This is a genomic window from Streptomyces guryensis (genome assembly GCF_021261325.1).
GTDB lineage: Bacteria > Actinomycetota > Actinomycetes > Streptomycetales > Streptomycetaceae > Streptomyces > Streptomyces guryensis.
This window is the reverse complement of record NZ_JAJSBI010000004.1, coordinates 457,849-474,689: the sequence shown is the minus strand read 5'-3', so window position 1 is coordinate 474,689 and position 16,841 is coordinate 457,849. Positions and strand designations below refer to the sequence as shown.

General features: G+C 70.4%; 15 protein-coding genes. 7 read left to right on the top strand and 8 right to left on the bottom strand.

What is annotated here, in order from left to right; all coding sequences use genetic code 11:
• The first annotated feature begins 2 nt into the window (after positions 1-2).
• Positions 3-3,923: an AfsR/SARP family transcriptional regulator gene (locus LJ657_RS11680; protein WP_232648374.1), complete on the top strand. Its 3,921-nt coding sequence runs from the start codon at positions 3-5 to the stop codon at positions 3,921-3,923.
• Positions 3,924-3,950: 27 nt separating this feature from the next.
• On the opposite strand, the gene LJ657_RS11675 is transcribed toward LJ657_RS11680, so the two are convergent.
• From LJ657_RS11675 to panB, 3 genes are all read right to left on the bottom strand, one after another.
• Complete coding sequence (locus tag LJ657_RS11675; RefSeq protein WP_232648373.1) at positions 3,951-4,766, bottom strand: ABC transporter permease; 816 nt, start codon at positions 4,764-4,766, stop codon at positions 3,951-3,953.
• A complete protein-coding gene (locus tag LJ657_RS11670; protein WP_232648372.1) occupies positions 4,763-5,788 on the bottom strand; it encodes an ATP-binding cassette domain-containing protein in 1,026 nt (341 codons plus the stop codon). The genes LJ657_RS11675 and LJ657_RS11670 overlap by 4 nt, the downstream gene beginning before the upstream one ends.
• 250 nt (positions 5,789-6,038) lie before the next feature.
• Positions 6,039-6,914: a 3-methyl-2-oxobutanoate hydroxymethyltransferase gene (gene panB, locus LJ657_RS11665; RefSeq protein ID WP_232648371.1), complete on the bottom strand. Its 876-nt coding sequence runs from the start codon at positions 6,912-6,914 to the stop codon at positions 6,039-6,041.
• Between the two features lie 190 nt (positions 6,915-7,104).
• Here panB and LJ657_RS11660 point away from each other — a divergent pair, with 190 nt between their 5' ends.
• From LJ657_RS11660 to LJ657_RS11645, 4 genes are all read left to right on the top strand, one after another.
• Complete coding sequence (locus LJ657_RS11660) at positions 7,105-8,694, top strand: MFS transporter (protein ID WP_232648370.1); 1,590 nt, start codon at positions 7,105-7,107, stop codon at positions 8,692-8,694.
• A 63-nt stretch (positions 8,695-8,757) separates the two neighbouring features.
• Positions 8,758-9,399, top strand: a complete 642-nt coding sequence (locus tag LJ657_RS11655) for a TetR/AcrR family transcriptional regulator (protein ID WP_232648369.1) — start codon at positions 8,758-8,760, stop codon at positions 9,397-9,399.
• 187 nt (positions 9,400-9,586) lie between these two features.
• A complete protein-coding gene (locus tag LJ657_RS11650; protein ID WP_232648368.1) occupies positions 9,587-10,636 on the top strand; it encodes an endonuclease/exonuclease/phosphatase family protein in 1,050 nt (349 codons plus the stop codon).
• A gap of 102 nt (positions 10,637-10,738) precedes the next feature.
• A complete protein-coding gene (locus LJ657_RS11645) occupies positions 10,739-11,956 on the top strand; it encodes an MFS transporter (RefSeq protein ID WP_232648367.1) in 1,218 nt (405 codons plus the stop codon).
• A 136-nt stretch (positions 11,957-12,092) separates the two neighbouring features.
• Here LJ657_RS11645 and LJ657_RS11640 read toward each other — a convergent pair whose 3' ends face one another.
• From LJ657_RS11640 to LJ657_RS11620, 5 genes are all read right to left on the bottom strand, one after another.
• Positions 12,093-12,776, bottom strand: a complete 684-nt coding sequence (locus tag LJ657_RS11640; RefSeq protein WP_232648366.1) for a hypothetical protein — start codon at positions 12,774-12,776, stop codon at positions 12,093-12,095.
• A 10-nt stretch (positions 12,777-12,786) separates the two neighbouring features.
• Complete coding sequence (locus LJ657_RS11635) at positions 12,787-13,416, bottom strand: HINT domain-containing protein (RefSeq protein ID WP_232648365.1); 630 nt, start codon at positions 13,414-13,416, stop codon at positions 12,787-12,789.
• Positions 13,416-14,603 carry a ricin-type beta-trefoil lectin domain protein gene (locus tag LJ657_RS11630; RefSeq protein WP_232648364.1) on the bottom strand — a complete coding sequence of 396 codons (1,188 nt, stop codon included), beginning with the start codon at positions 14,601-14,603 and terminating at the stop codon, positions 13,416-13,418. The genes LJ657_RS11635 and LJ657_RS11630 overlap by 1 nt, the downstream gene beginning before the upstream one ends.
• 298 nt (positions 14,604-14,901) lie before the next feature.
• Positions 14,902-15,261: an ATP-binding protein gene (locus tag LJ657_RS11625; protein WP_232648363.1), complete on the bottom strand. Its 360-nt coding sequence runs from the start codon at positions 15,259-15,261 to the stop codon at positions 14,902-14,904.
• Positions 15,258-15,482, bottom strand: a complete 225-nt coding sequence (locus LJ657_RS11620; protein ID WP_232648362.1) for a hypothetical protein — start codon at positions 15,480-15,482, stop codon at positions 15,258-15,260. Before LJ657_RS11620 ends, LJ657_RS11625 begins: the two co-directional genes overlap by 4 nt.
• Positions 15,483-15,598: 116 nt before the next feature.
• Here LJ657_RS11620 and LJ657_RS11615 point away from each other — a divergent pair, with 116 nt between their 5' ends.
• Both LJ657_RS11615 and LJ657_RS11610 read left to right on the top strand, forming a co-directional pair.
• On the top strand, positions 15,599-16,462 hold the full coding sequence (locus tag LJ657_RS11615) for a helix-turn-helix domain-containing protein (RefSeq protein WP_232648361.1): 864 nt from the start codon (positions 15,599-15,601) through the stop codon (positions 16,460-16,462).
• Positions 16,434-16,712, top strand: coding sequence for a DUF397 domain-containing protein (locus LJ657_RS11610; protein ID WP_232648360.1), 279 nt, complete (start codon positions 16,434-16,436; stop codon positions 16,710-16,712). Before LJ657_RS11615 ends, LJ657_RS11610 begins: the two co-directional genes overlap by 29 nt.
• The last annotated feature ends 129 nt before the right edge of the window (positions 16,713-16,841 follow it).

Below are 16,841 nucleotides of genomic sequence, written 5' to 3'. Positions count from 1 at the left end.
CAATGGACCCCGTGCGCTATCGCATCCTCGGCACCACTCAGGCGCTCCGCCCCGACGGCACCCTCGTCCCGGTCGGCGGGGCGCGGCTGCGTGCTCTGCTGACCGTGCTGGCCCTGCGTGCCGGGCGTACCGTGCAGGCCGGCGTCCTCATCGACGAGGTGTGGCGCGATGATCCGCCCGCCGACGCGTCGGGTGCGCTGCAGGCGCTGGTCGGCCGGCTGCGCAGGGCGCTCGGTGCGGACGCAGTCGCCTCGGCCGAGGGCGGCTACCGGCTCGCCGCCCGGCCCGACGACGTCGACCTGCACCGTTTCGAGCGGCTGACCGGCGAGGGCACGCGCGCGTTGGCCGACGGCGACCCCGCCAAAGCGGCCGTCGTCCTCGACGACGCCCTCGGCCTGTGGCGCGGGCCCGCCCTGGCCGACCTCCCCGACCGCACCGCGGAGGCGGCCCGCTGGGACACCCGCCGCCTCGACACCCTGCGCACCCGCCACACCGCCGCCCTCGCCCTGGGCCACGCCGAGCAGTCACTGCCCGAACTCACCGCCCTGTGCGACACCCACCCCCTCGACGAGCCCCTCCAGGCCCTGCGCCTGCGCGCCCTGCGCGACGCGGGCCGCACGGCGGAGGCACTGGCCGCGTTCGAGGACGTACGGCGGCGACTTGCAGACCTGCTGGGAGCGGACCCGGGGAACGAACTGAGGTCCCTGTACGGGGAGTTGCTGCAGCCGGAGGCGCTGGCCGCCCCGGCACACGGCCACGGCACCGGCGCCCCGTCGGTCGGCCCCGGGCGGACGTTCGGCGAGCCGTCGGCGGGTGCGGCTGGTGGAAGGCCGGTGGGTCCGGCGTCCGGTCCGGGATTCGCGGGCGACGGCGCGCGGGCCGGTGGGTCCGCCGCCGGTGAGCGGTCGGCAGGTCCGGCGGGTGCCGCCGGCCGTGGTCCGGCCGGTGCGGCGTCCGGTTCGGGACTCGTGGCCGATGGCGTGTCGGCCCATGGGTCTGCTGTGGGGGATTCGTCGGCTGGTCTGCCAGGCGCTGCCGGCCGTAGTTCGGCCGGTCGTTCGTCCGGTTCGGGACCCGCGGGCGACGGTGTGCGGGCCGATGGGGCCGCCGTTGACGAGTCAGTGGCGGGTCGGCCGGGTGCTGCCGGCCGTAGTCCGTCCGGTGCGGCGTCCGGTCCCGGACTCGCGGCGGACGATCGGCCGGTCCATGGGTCCGCCGTCGGCGAGTCGTCGGCCGGTCGGCCGGGTGCTGCCGGTCGCAGTCCGGCGGGTCCGGAGTCCGGTCCCGGACTCGTGGCCGACGGACGGTCCGACCGTGGGGCAGCCTCCGCATTTCCGGCGGCTTCCGCGGACCTCGGCCTCGGCCCGGCCAACCCCGTGGCGGAGACCCCCGGCTCCGACACCCCGGCCTCCCCGCCCCCGGGCAACCTCCGCGCCCGCCTCACCTCCTTCGTCGGCCGGGAGGCCGATATCGAGGCCATCCGCGGCGATCTCGCGGCGGCCCGGCTGGTCACGCTGCTGGGACCCGGCGGGGCGGGGAAGACGCGGCTGTCGCAGGAGGCCGCCGAAGCCGTGCGGTACGCGGCCCGGGACGGGGTGTGGCTGGCCGAGCTCGCGCCCGTCGACGACCCGGACGCCGTACCGGAGGCCGTGCTGACCGCCGTGGGGGCCCGCGAGACCGTGCTGTACGGCGCCGGGGCCGAGGCGATGCGGGCGGCAGGGGCCGAGCGGCACGACGATCCCGTCGAGCGGCTCACCGAGCACTGCGGCCGACGGCGCATGCTGATCGTCCTCGACAACTGCGAGCATGTCGTCGACGCCGCCGCCCGGCTGGTGGAGGAGCTGCTCGAACGCTGCCCGCAGCTGACGGTGCTGGCCACCAGCCGTGAACCCCTCGGCGTACCGGGGGAGTTGCTGCGCCCCGTGGAGCCGCTGCCCGAGCCGGTCGCGATGCGGCTGCTCGCCGACCGGGGCGCCGCCGCCAGGGCCGGCTTCCGTGTCGACGAGGACCCCGAGGCGTGCGCCGAGATCTGCCGCCGGCTCGACGGGCTGCCCCTCGCGATCGAGCTCGCCGCCGCCCGGCTCCGTATGCTGACGCCCCGCCAGATCGCCGACCGGCTCGACGACCGCTTCCGGCTGCTCACCTCCGGCAGCCGCACCGTCCTGCCCCGCCAGCAGACCCTGCGCGCGGTCGTCGACTGGTCCTGGGAGCTCCTCGACGAGGAGGAGAGGGAGGTGCTGCGGCGGCTGTCGGTCTTCGCGGGCGGCTGCGATCTCGCCGCTGCCGAGGCCGTCTGCGGTCCCGCGGCACTCGAAGCCCTCGGTTCGCTCGTCGACAAGTCCCTCGTCGTGGCCGCCCCTTCGGGCGACGGAGGCATGCGCTACCGGCTGCTCGAAACCGTAGCCGAGTACGCCGGCGAGCACCTGGACGAGACCGGGCGGCGCCCGGAGACCGAGCGCGCGCACCTGACGTACTACCGCGAACTCGCCCGCACCACCGACCCGTTGCTGCGCGGTCCCGGCCAGCTGGCCGCCATCGGGCTGCTGGAGCGCGAGTACGAGAACCTGCGCACCGCCCTGCGCCACGCCGTCGCCGAACGCGACGAACAGGAAGGCCTCTGCCTCATCCTGTCGCTGGCCTGGTACTGGCAGATGCGCGACGCGCGCATCGAGGCCCGCAACTGGTGCGCGGAGGTCATGGCCCTCGGCCCCGACCCCTTCACCGCCCCCGCCCGGCGCGCCGAACCGGTCTGGCAGCGCTGCACCGACGTCGCGCCCCCGCTGTCCGGCGAACTCCTCGCCGAGGCCCGGCGCGGGGTCCACCTGGCCCATCTCGCCTGCATGGACACCGAGTTGGCGGCCTGGGAGTCCCCGCAGGCGAAGGAGAAGCTGCGCACCATGACCGAGGTGTACGAACCCGGCCTCCCGCAGACGTGCCGCACCCCCGGCCTGCTCTGGTTCTACGCCGTGATACTGACCGGGAGCGTGGACCGGCTGCCCGGGATCCTCGACGCCAGTATCGACACCTGCCGGGCCACCCCCGGCATGGAGTGGGAACTCGCCGCCACCCTCCAGATGCGCGCCAACCTCCTCGCCAACCGGAGCGACTGGGCGGGCGACGCGCAGCGCGACGCCGACGAGTCGCTGGAGATCTACCGGCGGATCGGCGACCTGTGGGGCACCGCCGAGGCGCTGTCCGCCCGCGGCGAGGCCCATGAACGGATCGGTGAGTACGCGGCGGCCGCCGCCGACTACGAGGCGGCGATGGAACGCGCCGAACGGCTCGGCGCCCGCGCCCAGGTGGCGGTACTGGGCGCCAGGCTCGGCAGCGCCCTGCTGGAGGCGGGCGAGACGGAGCGGGGCGAGCAACTGCTGCGCGAGGTGATCGAGCGCAAGGACGGCTCGGGCAACGAGGCCATGCCCGCCGCCCGGATGTTCCTCGCCGGGCGGCTCGCCATGGTCGGCCGGATCGCCGAGGCGCGCGAGCAACTGCGGCTGCTGCGCGAGGAGTTCAGGATCGCCACCTTCGTCATCTTCGATGCGTTCATCCTCGGCTCGGAGGCCTTCGTGGAGGCGGCCGACGGCAACTACGAGCTCGCCCTGGACAAGACCCGCCAGGCGCTGCAGCGGGCCGGTGACCCGCTGTCCACGGCCATCGCCCCGCACATGCGGCCCTTCTACCTGGCCCTCGCCGCGATCGGCCTCGCCGGGGCCGACGGCGGCAGCCGGGCCCGGGACGCAGCCCGCTGTATCGGCGCCGCGCGGGCGCTGCTGCCGGCCAGTCATGTCGCGACGTCCATGGAGCGCGAGGTGTACGCCCGGGCCGAACGGCACGCGCGCGCCGCCCTCGGTGACGAGGCGTACGAGGCCGCCCACGCCGAGGGCGGCAGCCTCTCCCCGGAGGAGGCCGCCGCCCTGGTCTGACGCGCACCGGAGCACACCTGTGCTGCGTCAGCTCTTGGTACGGAACTTGTGGATCGCGTACGGCGCCGCGACCGCAGTGATCACCACGGACCAGCCGAGCGTCACCCACAGGTCGTGCGCGACCGGGCCGCCCACCATCAGTCCGCGCGCCGCGTCGGCGAGCGTGGACAGCGGGTTGTAGTCGGTGAAGGCCCGCAGCCAGCCCGGCATCGTCTTCGTCGGCGCGAAGATCGACGAGCCGAACTGCAGCGGGAACAGCACCAGGAAGCCCATCGCCTGCACGGACTGCGCGTTCTTCAGGACCACGCCCAGGGTGAGGAACACCCACATGATCGACGAGGCGAACACCGCGGACAGGCCGACGGTCGCGAACAGACCGGCCCAGTTGTTGATGTCGAACCCGACCAGCACGGCGACGATCATCAGCACGGTCGTGGCGAACAGCATGCGCGCCAGCTCCACCGCGATCTTCGCGAACAGCACCGAGCCGCGCCCGATCGGCAGGGACCGGAAGCGGTCCATGACACCGGAGTTGAAGTCCTGGCTGAAGCCGGTGCCGACGCCCTGGGACAGCGACATGCTCATCATCGCGATCATGCCGGGGATCACGTACTGCACGTACCCGTGCTGCCCGCCGCCCAGCGCCTGCCCGATCGAGCCGCCGAAGACGTACACGAACAGCAGGGTGAAGATCACCGGCATCAGCAGCGCGTCGAACATCGACTCGGGGTCCTGCTTGATCCACAGCAGGTTGCGGCGGATCAGGGCGCCGGTGTGGCGCAGATGGCCGCGCAGCGGGATGCGGGCGTCGGTTGCTGTCACTGTCGCTGTGGCGGCGCTCATACGGCGACCTCCTCAAGGGCGTTGGTGGGTACGGCGTCCCGCGGGGCACTGGCGCGGTGGCCGGTGAGGGACAGGAACACCTCGTCCAGGCTGGGCAGTTCGGTGGTGATGGAGCTGATCGTGATGCCCTGCGCGATGACCACGCCGGCCACCGCGGTCAGCTGTTCGTCGCTGAGGATCGGGACGAGCACGGAACCGCTCTCGGTGTCGACGGTCGTGGTGGCGAGCCCGGTGATGCCGAGCTCGTCGAGGGTGGCGGCGAGCGGCCGCAGCTGCTGCGGATCGGCGGGCCGCACCCGTAGCGTCCGTCCTCCCACCTTGGCCTTCAGCTCGTCGATCGCACCGCCCGCGATGACCTTGCCGCGGTCCACGACGGTCAGCTCGGTGGCGAGCTGCTCGGCCTCCTCCATGTACTGGGTGGTGAGCAGCACGGTGACCCCCTCTGCGACCATCCGCTTGACCTCGTCCCACACCTCGTTGCGGGTGCGCGGGTCGAGTCCGGTGGTGGGCTCGTCGAGGAAGAGCACCTCAGGCCGCCCGATCATCGAGGCCGCGAGGTCCAGCCGCCGCCGCATACCGCCGGAGTAGGTGCTCGCGGGCCGCTTGGCGGCGTCGGTGAGCGAGAACCGCTCCAGCAGTTCGTCGGCACGCGCGCGTGCCTCCTTGCGGGGCAGGTCGAGCAGCCGCCCGATCATGTAGAGGTTCTCCCAGCCGGGGAGCTTCTCGTCGACGGAGGCGTACTGCCCGGTGAGGCCTATCACCCGGCGCAGCTGCCGGGGCTGCCCCAGGACGTCGTATCCGGCTACGGTCGCCTGTCCCGAGGTGGGGGCGAGCAGGGTGGACAGGATCCGCACGAGGGTGGTCTTGCCGGCGCCGTTCGGCCCGAGCACACCCATCACGGTGCCCTCGCGCACATCCAGGTCGACGCCGTCCAGCGCCTTGGTCTCGCCGTAGTGCTTGACCAGCCCCCGCACGGTGACGGCGGTGTTTCCGCCGCTGGGGTTGTTGTCGATTCGTGTCATGCCGATGACGGTGTCAGGGCCGACCGACAAAGCACCGACAGGTCACCGACACCCACCGACAAGTCGCCGACACCGGCATTTCATTTCAGCCCGTCCGGCGTTTGAGGACGAGGCCGTTCAGGCCGAAAGCGGGGGTCTGGGGGCGGCAGCCCCCAGGGACGGGACGGGTAGGGGCGGCGGGGGCGAGCACACAAAACGGCAGCCCGTCGACGGGGGAAGATCGACGGGCTGCCTCTGTGCCGCTGTGGCTCTAGTGGACGGAGTTCTCCTCCGACGGGAACGCCCCGCCGACGACATCCTCCGCAAACGCCTTCACCGCGTTCCCCATGACCTCACGCAGGTCCGCGTACTTCTTGACGAACTTCGGCACCCGACCGGAGGTCAGCCCGAGCATGTCCGTCCACACCAGCACCTGCGCATCCGTCTCCGGACCGGCCCCGATACCCACCGTCGGAATGTGCAGCACCCGCGTCACCTCGGCCGCCAGCTCCGCCGGTACCAGCTCCAGCACGACCGCGAACGCGCCCGCGTCCTGCACGGCCTTCGCGTCCCGCAGCAGCTGCTGGGCCGCCTCCTCGCCGCGCCCCTGCACCCGGTAGCCCATGGCGTTGACGGACTGCGGGGTCAGCCCGATGTGGGCCATGACCGGGATGCCGGACTCCACGAGGAGCCGGATCTGCTCGTGCGAGCGCTCGCCGCCCTCCAGCTTCACGGCGCCCACCCCGGCGTCCTTGACCAGCCGGGTCGCCGAGCGCAGCGCCTGCACCGGGCCCTCCTGGTAGGAGCCGAAGGGGAGGTCGCCGACGACCAGGGCGCGCTGGGTGCCCCGTACGACGGCGGCCGACAGCATGGTCATCTCGTCCATGGTGACGGGCACGGTGGTCTCGTACCCGAGGTGGCAGTTGCCCGCCGAGTCGCCGACGAGGATCACCGGGATGCCGGCCTCGTCGAAGACGGACGCGGTCATCGCGTCGTAGGCGGTGAGCATGGGCCACTTCTCGCCGCGTTCCTTGGCGAGGGCGATGTCGCGAACGGTGATACGGCGTGTGCCCTTGCCCCCGTACAGCGTCTTGCTGCCGTCGGAGGACCTGTCCTGGACAGTCTGGGCAGCCGAAAGTTGCGTCATTGCAACGGCTCCTTCAGTCATCTCGAGGCGCCCTGACGGCGTCCCCGGATCACCCCCATGGTGGCACTTCGTGCCAGCCAGGGCCAGAGGGAACTCCGTCACGTACCGCACGCAGGAGCGGGCGTAAGGCCCAGGTAAAAGATTTACGATACGGCACCGTCTCGTATCGGAATTCACCTAACCTGGGGGCATGACGACTCCACCCGTTCCCGCACCCCGGATACCCGAGGCGGTGCACCGCCGCCGCTGGGCGATCCTCGGCGTCCTGATGCTCAGCCTGCTGATCGTCGTGCTCGACAACTCGATCCTGAACGTCGCCATCAAGACGATCTCCACCCCGGCCCCGACCGGCCTGGGCGCCACGCAGAGCGAGCTGGAGTGGGCGATCAACGCCTACACGCTCGTCTTCGCGGGTCTGCTGTTCACCGCCGGCCTCATCGGTGACCGGGTGGGCCGCAAGAAGGTGCTGCTCGGCGGTCTCGTCGTGTTCGGTGTCGGCTCCGCGCTCGCCGCCGAGTCCGGCTCGCCGGGCCAGCTGATCGCCTACCGCGCGCTGATGGCCCTGGGGGCCGCCTTCGTCATGCCGGCCACCCTCGCCGTCCTCATGAACGTCTTCGAGCGCGAGGAGCAGCCCAAGGCCATCGGCATCTGGGCCGGCGGTGTCGGTCTCGCCATCGCCATCGGCCCGATCACCGGCGGTGTGCTCCTCGACCACTTCTGGTGGGGCTCGGTCTTCCTCATCAACGTGCCGATCGTGCTCCTCGCGCTCGCCCTGATGGTCTGGCTCGTCCCCGACTCCCGCGACCCGAGGCCCGGCCGGCTCGACCCCGTCGGCGTCGCACTGTCCGTCGTCGGCCTGGTCCTGCTCGTCTACGGCATCATCAAGGGCGGCGAACTCGCCGACTTCACGGACCCCCAGGTGCTGGCGACCATCGCCGCCGGTCTCGTCGTACTCGCCGCCTTCGTCGTCTTCGAGAAGCGCAGCGACCACCCCTCCCTCGACGTCACGTACTTCAAGAACAAGGTGTTCTCGGCCGCCATGGCCGCCATCGCGCTGGTCTTCTTCGCGCTGATGGGCGTCACGTTCTTCGCCGTGTTCTACACCCAGAGCGTGCGCGGCTACTCGCCGCTGCAGTCCGGCCTGCTGATGCTGCCGCTGGCCGCCGCACAGATGATCTTCGCGCCGCGGGCCCGGCTGGTCGTCGACCGGTTCGGCAACAAGGTCACCACCGGGGTCGGACTGCTGTTGCTCGCAGGGATGCTCGCCGCGTTCGCGGGCTTCGAGGCGGACACCCCGATCTGGGTCCTGGAGGTCGTGTTCTTCCTCATGGGCGCCGGTATGGCCCACGTCATGACCCCCACAAGCGTCGTCATCATGCAGGCCCTGCCGCGCGAGAAGGCCGGCTCCGCGTCCGCGCTGAGCAACACCTTCCGCCAGGTCGGCGGCGCCCTCGGCATCGCGGTCCTCGGTTCGGTGCTGTCGACGGCGTACCGCACCGGCATCGAGGGCAAGCTGGGTCACCTCCCGGCCGGCCTGCGGGAGACGGCCGGCGAGTCCATCGAGGCCACCCTCGGGGTCGCGGCGAAGCTCGGCCCGCAGGGCGGGGCCCTGGTCACCCCCGCCGACGACGCCTTCCTGCACGCCATGCACGTCACCGCGCTGTGCGGCACGGTCGTCGCGATCCTCGGCGCGCTCGTGGCGTTCCTCTTCCTGCCCGGGAAGCCGCCGGCCCGTCAGGAGGGCAAGGAGGAGCAGGAGTTGGTGGCAGCGGCGGAATAGCGTCTTCCGCCGCACCGGGGGGCAACGGGGAGAATCGCTCCAGCACAACGAAGGGACGCAGAAGTGAGCCTCGCCGACAGTCCGGCCCCGCCCGGGGCGCCCGCACGGGGACGCCCCCGCAGTGAGGCGGTCGAAGGCGCCGTCATAGAGGGCGTACTGAAGCTCCTGGAGGACGGCGTCCCGCTCGCCGAACTCTCCATCGAGCGCATCGCCCGCACCGCGGGCGTCGGCAAGGCCACCATCTACCGCCGCTGGAACGGCAAGGAGGAGCTCTTCGTCGACGTCGTACGCGCCGCCGAGCCCCCCGACGCCGAGCTCCCGGGCACCTCCATGCGCGACGACCTGGTGGCCCTCCTGGAGCAGCGGCGGACGCGCGGCGTCATGACCCGCACCTCGGTGCTCCTGCACAACGTGTTCGCCCAGATGAAGAGCAGCCCGAAGGTCTGGGCCGCCTACCACGCGTCCGTCGTCCGGCCGCGGCGCAGACTGCAGATCGAGATCCTGCGCCGCGGTCAGCAGAACGGCGAACTCCGCGAGGACATCGACCTCGAGCTGGTCAACGACCTGATGGTCGGCCCCATGCTCCTGCGCACCGTCATGCGCCCGGAGGCGGACGTGGAGACCGACCTCTCCGAGGACCTGTCGGAGCGAATCGTGGACACCCTCCTCGAAGGACTACGACCCGTCAAATCCTCAACTACCTAGCCCGAATGTGCGCGTTGCGTCACAGAGGGCGCTTTCCGGGGCCGCGTTCGGAACTCCCTGCGCCGGGTTCGTCGTCCTCGTGCCCGTACGGCCGTCATGCGACGGCAGGGACGGGCTCGATCATCCCCTAGGGTTTCAGATACGGGGGGACGGACGGGTTGCACGGCAGGCAGTGAGGCGACGCGGTATGGCGCAGCAGGCGTATGTGGCGGAGACGGACAACGGCGGCTCGGGGCCCGAGCACCGGGGAGACCGGCTCCGGCGCCTGCTCAACCGTCTGGTCTCCGGATGGCGGGGCGACCCGAGAATCTGGCGCCGTGGCATCGTTGTCGCCGCGCTCGCGGTGATCCTCGCCCTGGTCATGCTGCTGCACGCCCGCATCCCCAACCGCATCGGCAACCTGGGCAGCCTCACCGAGACCTTCCTGCCCTGGCTGGGCCTCCTGGTCCCGGTGCTGCTCCTGATCGCCCTGGTGCGCAGGTCGGCGACCGCGCTGATCGCGGTCGTGCTGCCGGCGGCCGTATGGCTGAATCTCTTCGGCGGGTTGCTGACCGACAAGACCATCGGCGGCGGCGACCTGACCGTCGCCACGCACAACGTCAACGCCGACAACCCCGACCCCTCCGGTACGGCCCGTGACGTGGCCGCGTCCGGCGCGGACGTGGTGGCGCTGGAGGAGCTGACCGCCTCGGCGGTGCCGGTGTACGAGCAGGCGCTGGCCTCGACGTACAGGTACCACTCGGTGCAGGGCACCGTCGGCCTGTGGAGCAAGTACCCCATGACCGGGGTCAGGGCCGTCGACATCAAGCTGGGCTGGACCCGCGCCATGCGCGCCACGGTGACCACCCCCGAGGGACGGGTCGCGTTCTACGTCGCCCACCTCCCGTCGGTGCGGGTGAAGCTGGAGGCCGGGTTCACGGCCCGGCAGCGCGACACGAGCGCCAACGCGCTGGGCGAGGCCATCTCGCAGGAGCCGCTGAAGCGGAAGGTGCTGCTCGGCGACCTGAACGGCACGATGAACGACCGCTCCCTCAACGGCGTGACCTCCCAGATGCGCTCCACGCAGGGCGCGGCGGGCAGCGGGTTCGGGTTCAGCTGGCCGGCCTCGTTCCCGATGGCGCGGATCGACCAGATCATGGTCCAGGGCATCGAGCCGGTGACCTCGTGGACGCTGCCCAGGACCGGGAGCGACCACCTTCCGATCGCGGCCCGTGTGAGCCTCGCCACCGGCTCGTAACCTCCCGGAATACTGGGCCTGAGAGGTTTTGTTCCGTAACTGAACTTAAACTTGGTGCGGACACCGCTCCCCCTCTCACTTTTGAAAGGCACAGGCCACTTCATGCCTCTGGCCCTGCTCGCTCTGGCCGTCGGCGCGTTCGGAATAGGCACCACCGAGTTCGTGATGATGGGCCTGCTGCCCGATGTCGCGGACGACCTGCACGTCTCCGTCTCCACCGCCGGGCACCTGGTCTCGGCGTACGCGCTGGGCGTCGTCATCGGCGCCCCGCTGCTGGCCGCGGTCACCGCGCGGATGTCCCGCCGCACGGTGCTGATCGGCCTGATGGCGCTGTTCGTGGCGGGCAACGCACTGTCGGCGTTCGCCCCCGGCTACGACTCGCTGCTCGTCGCCCGCTTCCTGAGCGGTCTGCCGCACGGTGCCTTCTTCGGCGTCGGCGCGGTAGTGGCGACGGCGATGGTCGCGCCGGAGCGCAGGGCGCGCTCCGTCTCCCTGATGTTCCTCGGTCTGACGGTCGCCAACGTCGTGGGCGTGCCGGTCGCCACGCTGATGGGCCAGCACCTGGGGTGGCGGGCCACGTTCCTCGGTGTGAGCACGATCGGTATCGCCGCGATGGCCGCGCTGGCCCTGCTGATCCCGGCCGACCGGGCTACGGCCCCCACGATGGGCCTCCGCGGTGAACTGGCCGCCCTGCGGTCCCTGCCGGTCTGGCTGGCGCTCGGTACGACCGTGGCAGGCTTCGGCGCGCTGTTCGCCGCGTACAGCTACATCACCCCGATGCTGACGGACTCCGCCGGGTTCGCCGAGGGTAGCGTGACCGTGCTGCTGGCGCTGTTCGGCGTGGGCGCGACGGTGGGCAACCTGGTGGGCGGGCGCCTGGCGGACCACTCGCTGCGGGGGACGCTGTTCGGCGGCCTGGTCTCCCTGGTGGCGGTCCTCGGCCTGTTCCCGCTGCTGATGTCGACGCAGTGGAGCGCCGCCCTCGCGGTGATCCTGCTCGGCGCGGCAGCCTTCATCACAGGCTCCCCGCTCCAGCTGATGGTCATGGAGAAGGCGTCGGCGGCCCCGTCCCTGGCCTCTTCCGCGAACCAGGCGGCGTTCAACCTGGCGAATGCGGGCGGCGCCTGGATCGGCGGCCTGACGTTGGCGGCCGGCTTCGGCGTGACATCCTCGGCGCTCGCCGGTGCGGGGCTGGCGGTACTCGGCCTTGGGGTGGCTGGCGCGGCCTACGCGGTGGACCGCCGGCGCGTCCCTGCCGGGGGACGGGAGCGCGTGATCGCCTCCCACGTCCCGCAGGAGGCGGAGGCGCTTCACCGCTGAGGGCGGCGGGCATCGGGGGCGGCTGGTTCTCTTTCCTGGAGGCCTTGCCTTCTTCCGTCCCCAGAGGCTCCACCCTTCGAAAGAAAACCCCGCCAGGGATTGCCTGGCGGGGTTCGACCTCAGCGGTCTGTCGAGGTCACTCCTGGGTCAAGGCAGCCCGCAGGTAGGCGATCAGATCACCGGTCGGCACCTCGACCCAGTCCGCCCCGGGCACCCCGGGGCGGATGACCTCGTAACGCTCTTCCTTCGGCTCGTGCACCAGGACCTGACGGCTCGCTCCGTCGAACAGATCCACACACAGGCGGACGGCACCGTGCGAGATCGTCGGGAACATGTGCCGCAGTACCTCGTCCGCATGAAGGCGGCGCAGAAGGTTCCATTGCCGCCGGTGGAAGTCGGACGACAGAAGGTCGGCCCACTGCGAAGAAGTGGGCTCTCCCCTCTCGATCGCCCTGGCGAATTCGTCGAGTTCCAGGAACGTGAATCTCGCCGCCAACTCGTCGAACGGCACGCCTTCCCGCCATGCGACCACCGCCTCGACGAGCGACCCGAAGTCGTTCGTCGAACCGATCTCCCAATTGAATTCGGGAACGTCCCAGAGGATCCCGGGAATATGAACACGCACCCGGAATAGTCGCTCCTCGGTCGCGAGAACGACTGACATGGTGCCCCTTGCCGTCTCGATACCGATGATGTCGTCGGTGGGCGTGGGCACTGGCCAGATTTCGCCCCTGCCCAGCTTCGCGGCCTTTTTCATCGCCGATACGAGGCCGCCCTCAGCGGTCACGTCCGGGTACAGGTCGTTCTGGTGGGTATCCATGGCCGACTCCTCAGCAGTGGCAGTAACCGATGACGGAACCCTTCACTGGGCGAAGGTCTCCCTTCAGCACTGACAGATCCGGCATAGGTGTCGGGGCATCCAGCACCATGGCTCCATCTGGGCCCGACGGGGAGTAGAACTTGATCGAACTCCACGGGCGTTGACCATTGGCGAGTGCCCTCGCGATCATCGACATCTCGTAGTCCGTGGCACGTCCGGCCTCACCGGCCGTCAGGCCACGCTGGGCAGCATCTATGAAGGTTCCCTCGTTGGCCAGTCCCGTCATGTTGATGTGCAGCGCCACGCTCGGGTCCGCGATGGCCATTTCCGCAATACGTGCGAAGTCCCTCGGCGACACGTTGGAGAAGGTGGTGAACTTGTTCTCGGGCAGCCCGGCCCACTCGTCGAGCTTCCCACCGTTCTGCCACCCCAACGCCACCTTGCAGTTGTGGACAAGGACCGGAGTGGCGCCCGCCAGCACGAAGAACGTGTGCAGGTCGTCGACCGTGAGGTCGAAGACCCTCCGCGGAGTCAGGCCCGAGCGGTCTCGGAGGGCGGTCACCGGGTGGACGGAGCCGTCCGGGGTGCGCAGATGGTCGCCCACGCGCAGATCCGAAACCAGCGTCCACCCACGTTCCATCACGTAGACCCTGTGGCCGGCCGTGCTGGTTGCGCGGCCGAGCCGTTGCAGGTGTAGAGCTGGACGGGCGTGCCGCTGTCCTTCTTCGCGCCCTCGACGTCCAGGCACTTGCCCTGCGCGGCGTGCACCTCGATCACCGTCGGCGCGTCACCGACCGTGCCGGTTCCGCCGGCCGACCAGAAGTCCTGCCAGCGGGCGAGGCGGTCGGCGACCCAGGACTGACCGAGCAGGTCACCGAGCGTCTTGGAACCCGAGGCGAGAGCGGCGACGGCGTCCTTGTCGGCGGTGAGGATCTGGTTGCGCTGCGTGGCCTGGGACGCGATCTCCTGCTGCCACTCGGTGGCGGCGGTGGAGGTGACGTCACCCAGAACGCTGTCCGGGTCGATCGGGTTACGCCAAGCACAGGATGCGTACCGGGACTTCAGGTCCTCGACCGCGATACGGAACTCCGCGCTGTCCGGCTGCGGGGCGGTGCGGGGAAAGCCGCCGGAGGCGAGGAAGATCCGGGCGTCGTCCGCGCCCGCGCTCCGCCCCAGGCCTCCGTGCATCCACGTGAAGGCGTCCTGCTCGGCAAGCGCGCGATCGCGTTCGTCCCTCGGCAGGCCGGGGTCCGGGTCGGAGCCGTAGCGCGGAGTCCCCAGGGCGTCGACGGCCTTGAGGGTCGCCGCGTCCGTAGCGGGCGTGGAGTCCTTGTAGAAGTCCTCCTCGTTCTTCCAGAACCGGTCGGAGATCCACTTGGTCAGGCCGGTCTGTTCGTAGAAGCTCTGCTGGCCGTCGTTGCTGGTGCCCGGTGGCCAGTGGAAGCCGGTCTCGGTGAAACCGGCCGGGGTGTCCAGCCCGTTCAGGGGTTTCTGCCAGGCGTCCCGGAGGGCGTTGATGGTGTCCCGGTCCTGGGCTGCCTGAGCCTTGTCCTTGTCGTACGCCGTGGAGAGCGCCGTGTCCTGCCAGTGCTCGCGGTTGGCGAGAGTGTGCAGCTGCCCCGGTGTCTTGTTCAGGCCGTCCTGCGCGGTCGTCGTCATGGACGTGCCGCCCAGACGCAGGACGTCGGCCATCAGACACTGGTCCTGCCGCAACTGCTCGGCGGTGGTGTCCTGGTGCCAAGGATAGGAGTCACCCGCCGGCTCGGCGCCCAGGCCGGCCAAGCCGGGCTGAACCGCGAGACCGGCCAGGACGGCCAGAGCGGCCACGGAGGTGACAGCGGACGTGAGTCTTCGTGATCTTCGTGTTCCGGGCAGCCGGAACCACGGTCTGGGGTGCAAGGGAGCATCGTTTTCTGCGCTCAGCCGGGGATGCGGGCCGGAAAGGCGTACGACGGCATGGCGACGCGACCCCTCCCCGTGAGCGACGGCGTTCCCCCGGTCGCTGACTGATGTGCGCCCACGGAGTGGTCAGGCTCCGCGGATGCGCGGCATCACTGTAGGCATACACAGAAGTGTTGGTACAGGTGTTTCTGTGGGGTTTCTGTGTGCAGGGGTGAATGACCGACTACCGCCCCGGTGTGGCCAGCTCGCACCAGACCGTCTTGCGGTCCGCTCCCTGATCGACTCCCCAGCGCTGGGCGAGTACGTCGACCAGCGTCAGGCCGCGGCCGGACTCGGCCTCTGCGGAGGCGGACAGGAGGGTGGGCAGCGCGCGAGGGTCCGGGTCGGTGACCTCGATACGGGTGTGACCGAGGTCCGTGCCGGTGACGCGGACGGTCACGGGTGTGCCCTCGCCGAGGTGGTCGATGACGTTCGTCAGCAACTCCGTTGCGCACAGGCGGACTTCGAAGTCGTGGGTGCGGAGGTGGTGGCGCAGTTCCGGTACGGCCTTCGGGGTCGCGAGCAGGTCGAGTTCGAACGTCACTGCTCGGCTGCCGTCTTCCGGAGTGCGGCGGTCAGTGCCTGGGCCGTCGCGGTGTTGCAGTTCCCGAGTGCGATGAGGCCGGCGGGCGGTGTGTGCGTGCCCGCGAAGCTCGGGAGGTCGACGCGCAGGGAGGGCAACGTGATGCCGTGCAGGGCGAGGGCGGTGCGGAGGTTCTCGGCGCAGAGGGTGACGTCGTAGGCCGTGGGGGAGTGGTCGGGCATGGGGTGGGGCCTTCCTCTTCCTGTGCGTTGTGTGACGAACTCCTCACAGGTTGTCGTTGAGATCGCTACGGTGAAAGGGGTTTCGCGTTCGCGAGCGGGACAGCGGAAGGTGAACGATGGCACGACGCAAGGACATTGACGGCTCGATGAGCGTCCCGACGTTCTACGGCAAGGAGTTGCGGTGGAAGCGGGAGGCGGCGGGGCTGTCGTTGGAGGCGTTCCTTGAAGGCAGCTTCTACGGCAAGACGTACTTGAGCGACATCGAGCGCGGGGAGCGCCGGATGCCGTTGGATCTTGCCGTGCATGCGGACCGGGTGCTGGAGACGGACGGGTTCTTCGAGCGGCGGTGTGAGGATGTGCGGAAGGCGCGCAGGGTCGGGCATGCCCAGTACTTCGAGCAAGTCCTGGAGGCGGAGAAGCACGCCAAGACGATTGAGGAGTGGTGCCCCAGCCTCTTCCCGGGGTTGCTCCAAACCCCGGCCTACGCACGGGCGGTGGTCCTGGCGACTCACCCGCTGTCTCTCGATGGCGAGGTGGAGGAGAAGGTCAGCGCCCGGATGGCGCGTGCCCAGCTCTTCGAGAGGGATCACCACACCCCGGAGTACTGGGCGATCCTGCATGAGTTGCTGATCACCGACCCGATCCTGCCGCCCCAGAACATGGCAGAACAGCTGGACCGGATTGTGGAGTTGGCTGAGCGCCGCCGGATCACTCCGCAGCTTGTTCTGCGGAAGTGCGGCACGCATCCGTTCATGACAGGCACGGCGAAGATCATGACCTTCCCTGATGCCCCGCCGCTGTTCTACACGGAGTCGCTGCACAGCGGTGACACCATCGACGATCCGGCCCTCGTGGAGGAGTACCGCAGGTCGTACGATCGCCTCAGGGCCGTCGCACTGTCACCAGAGGCGTCCCTGGCCATGATCAAGGCAGCGGCAGAGGATTACCGAAATGGCAAGCAACCGGACCGACTTGAGTGATGCGCTCTGGCTCAAGAGCAGCTACAGCAATGGCAGCGGCGGAGATTGCGTGGAGGTAGCGAGCGACTTCCCCGGCGCCGCCCTCTGGCGCAAGTCGAGCTACAGCAACGGCAGCGGCGGCAACTGCGTCGAAGTCGCCGACAACATCCCCGGCCTCGTCCCCGTCCGGGACTCCAAGGCCCCCCAAGGCCCCGCCCTCATCCTCACCGCCGCTGCCTGGGCGCCCTTTGTCGCCTCGCTCAAGGGGTGAACTGGGCCAGGGGGCGAATCTTCAGCCCGTCCGGCGTTTGAGGACGAGGCCTCCTGGGGCCGACGGGGGTCTGGGGGCGCAGCCCCCAGGGCCGCGCGCCCCACCCACCCGGACCGGACCACCAGCCGC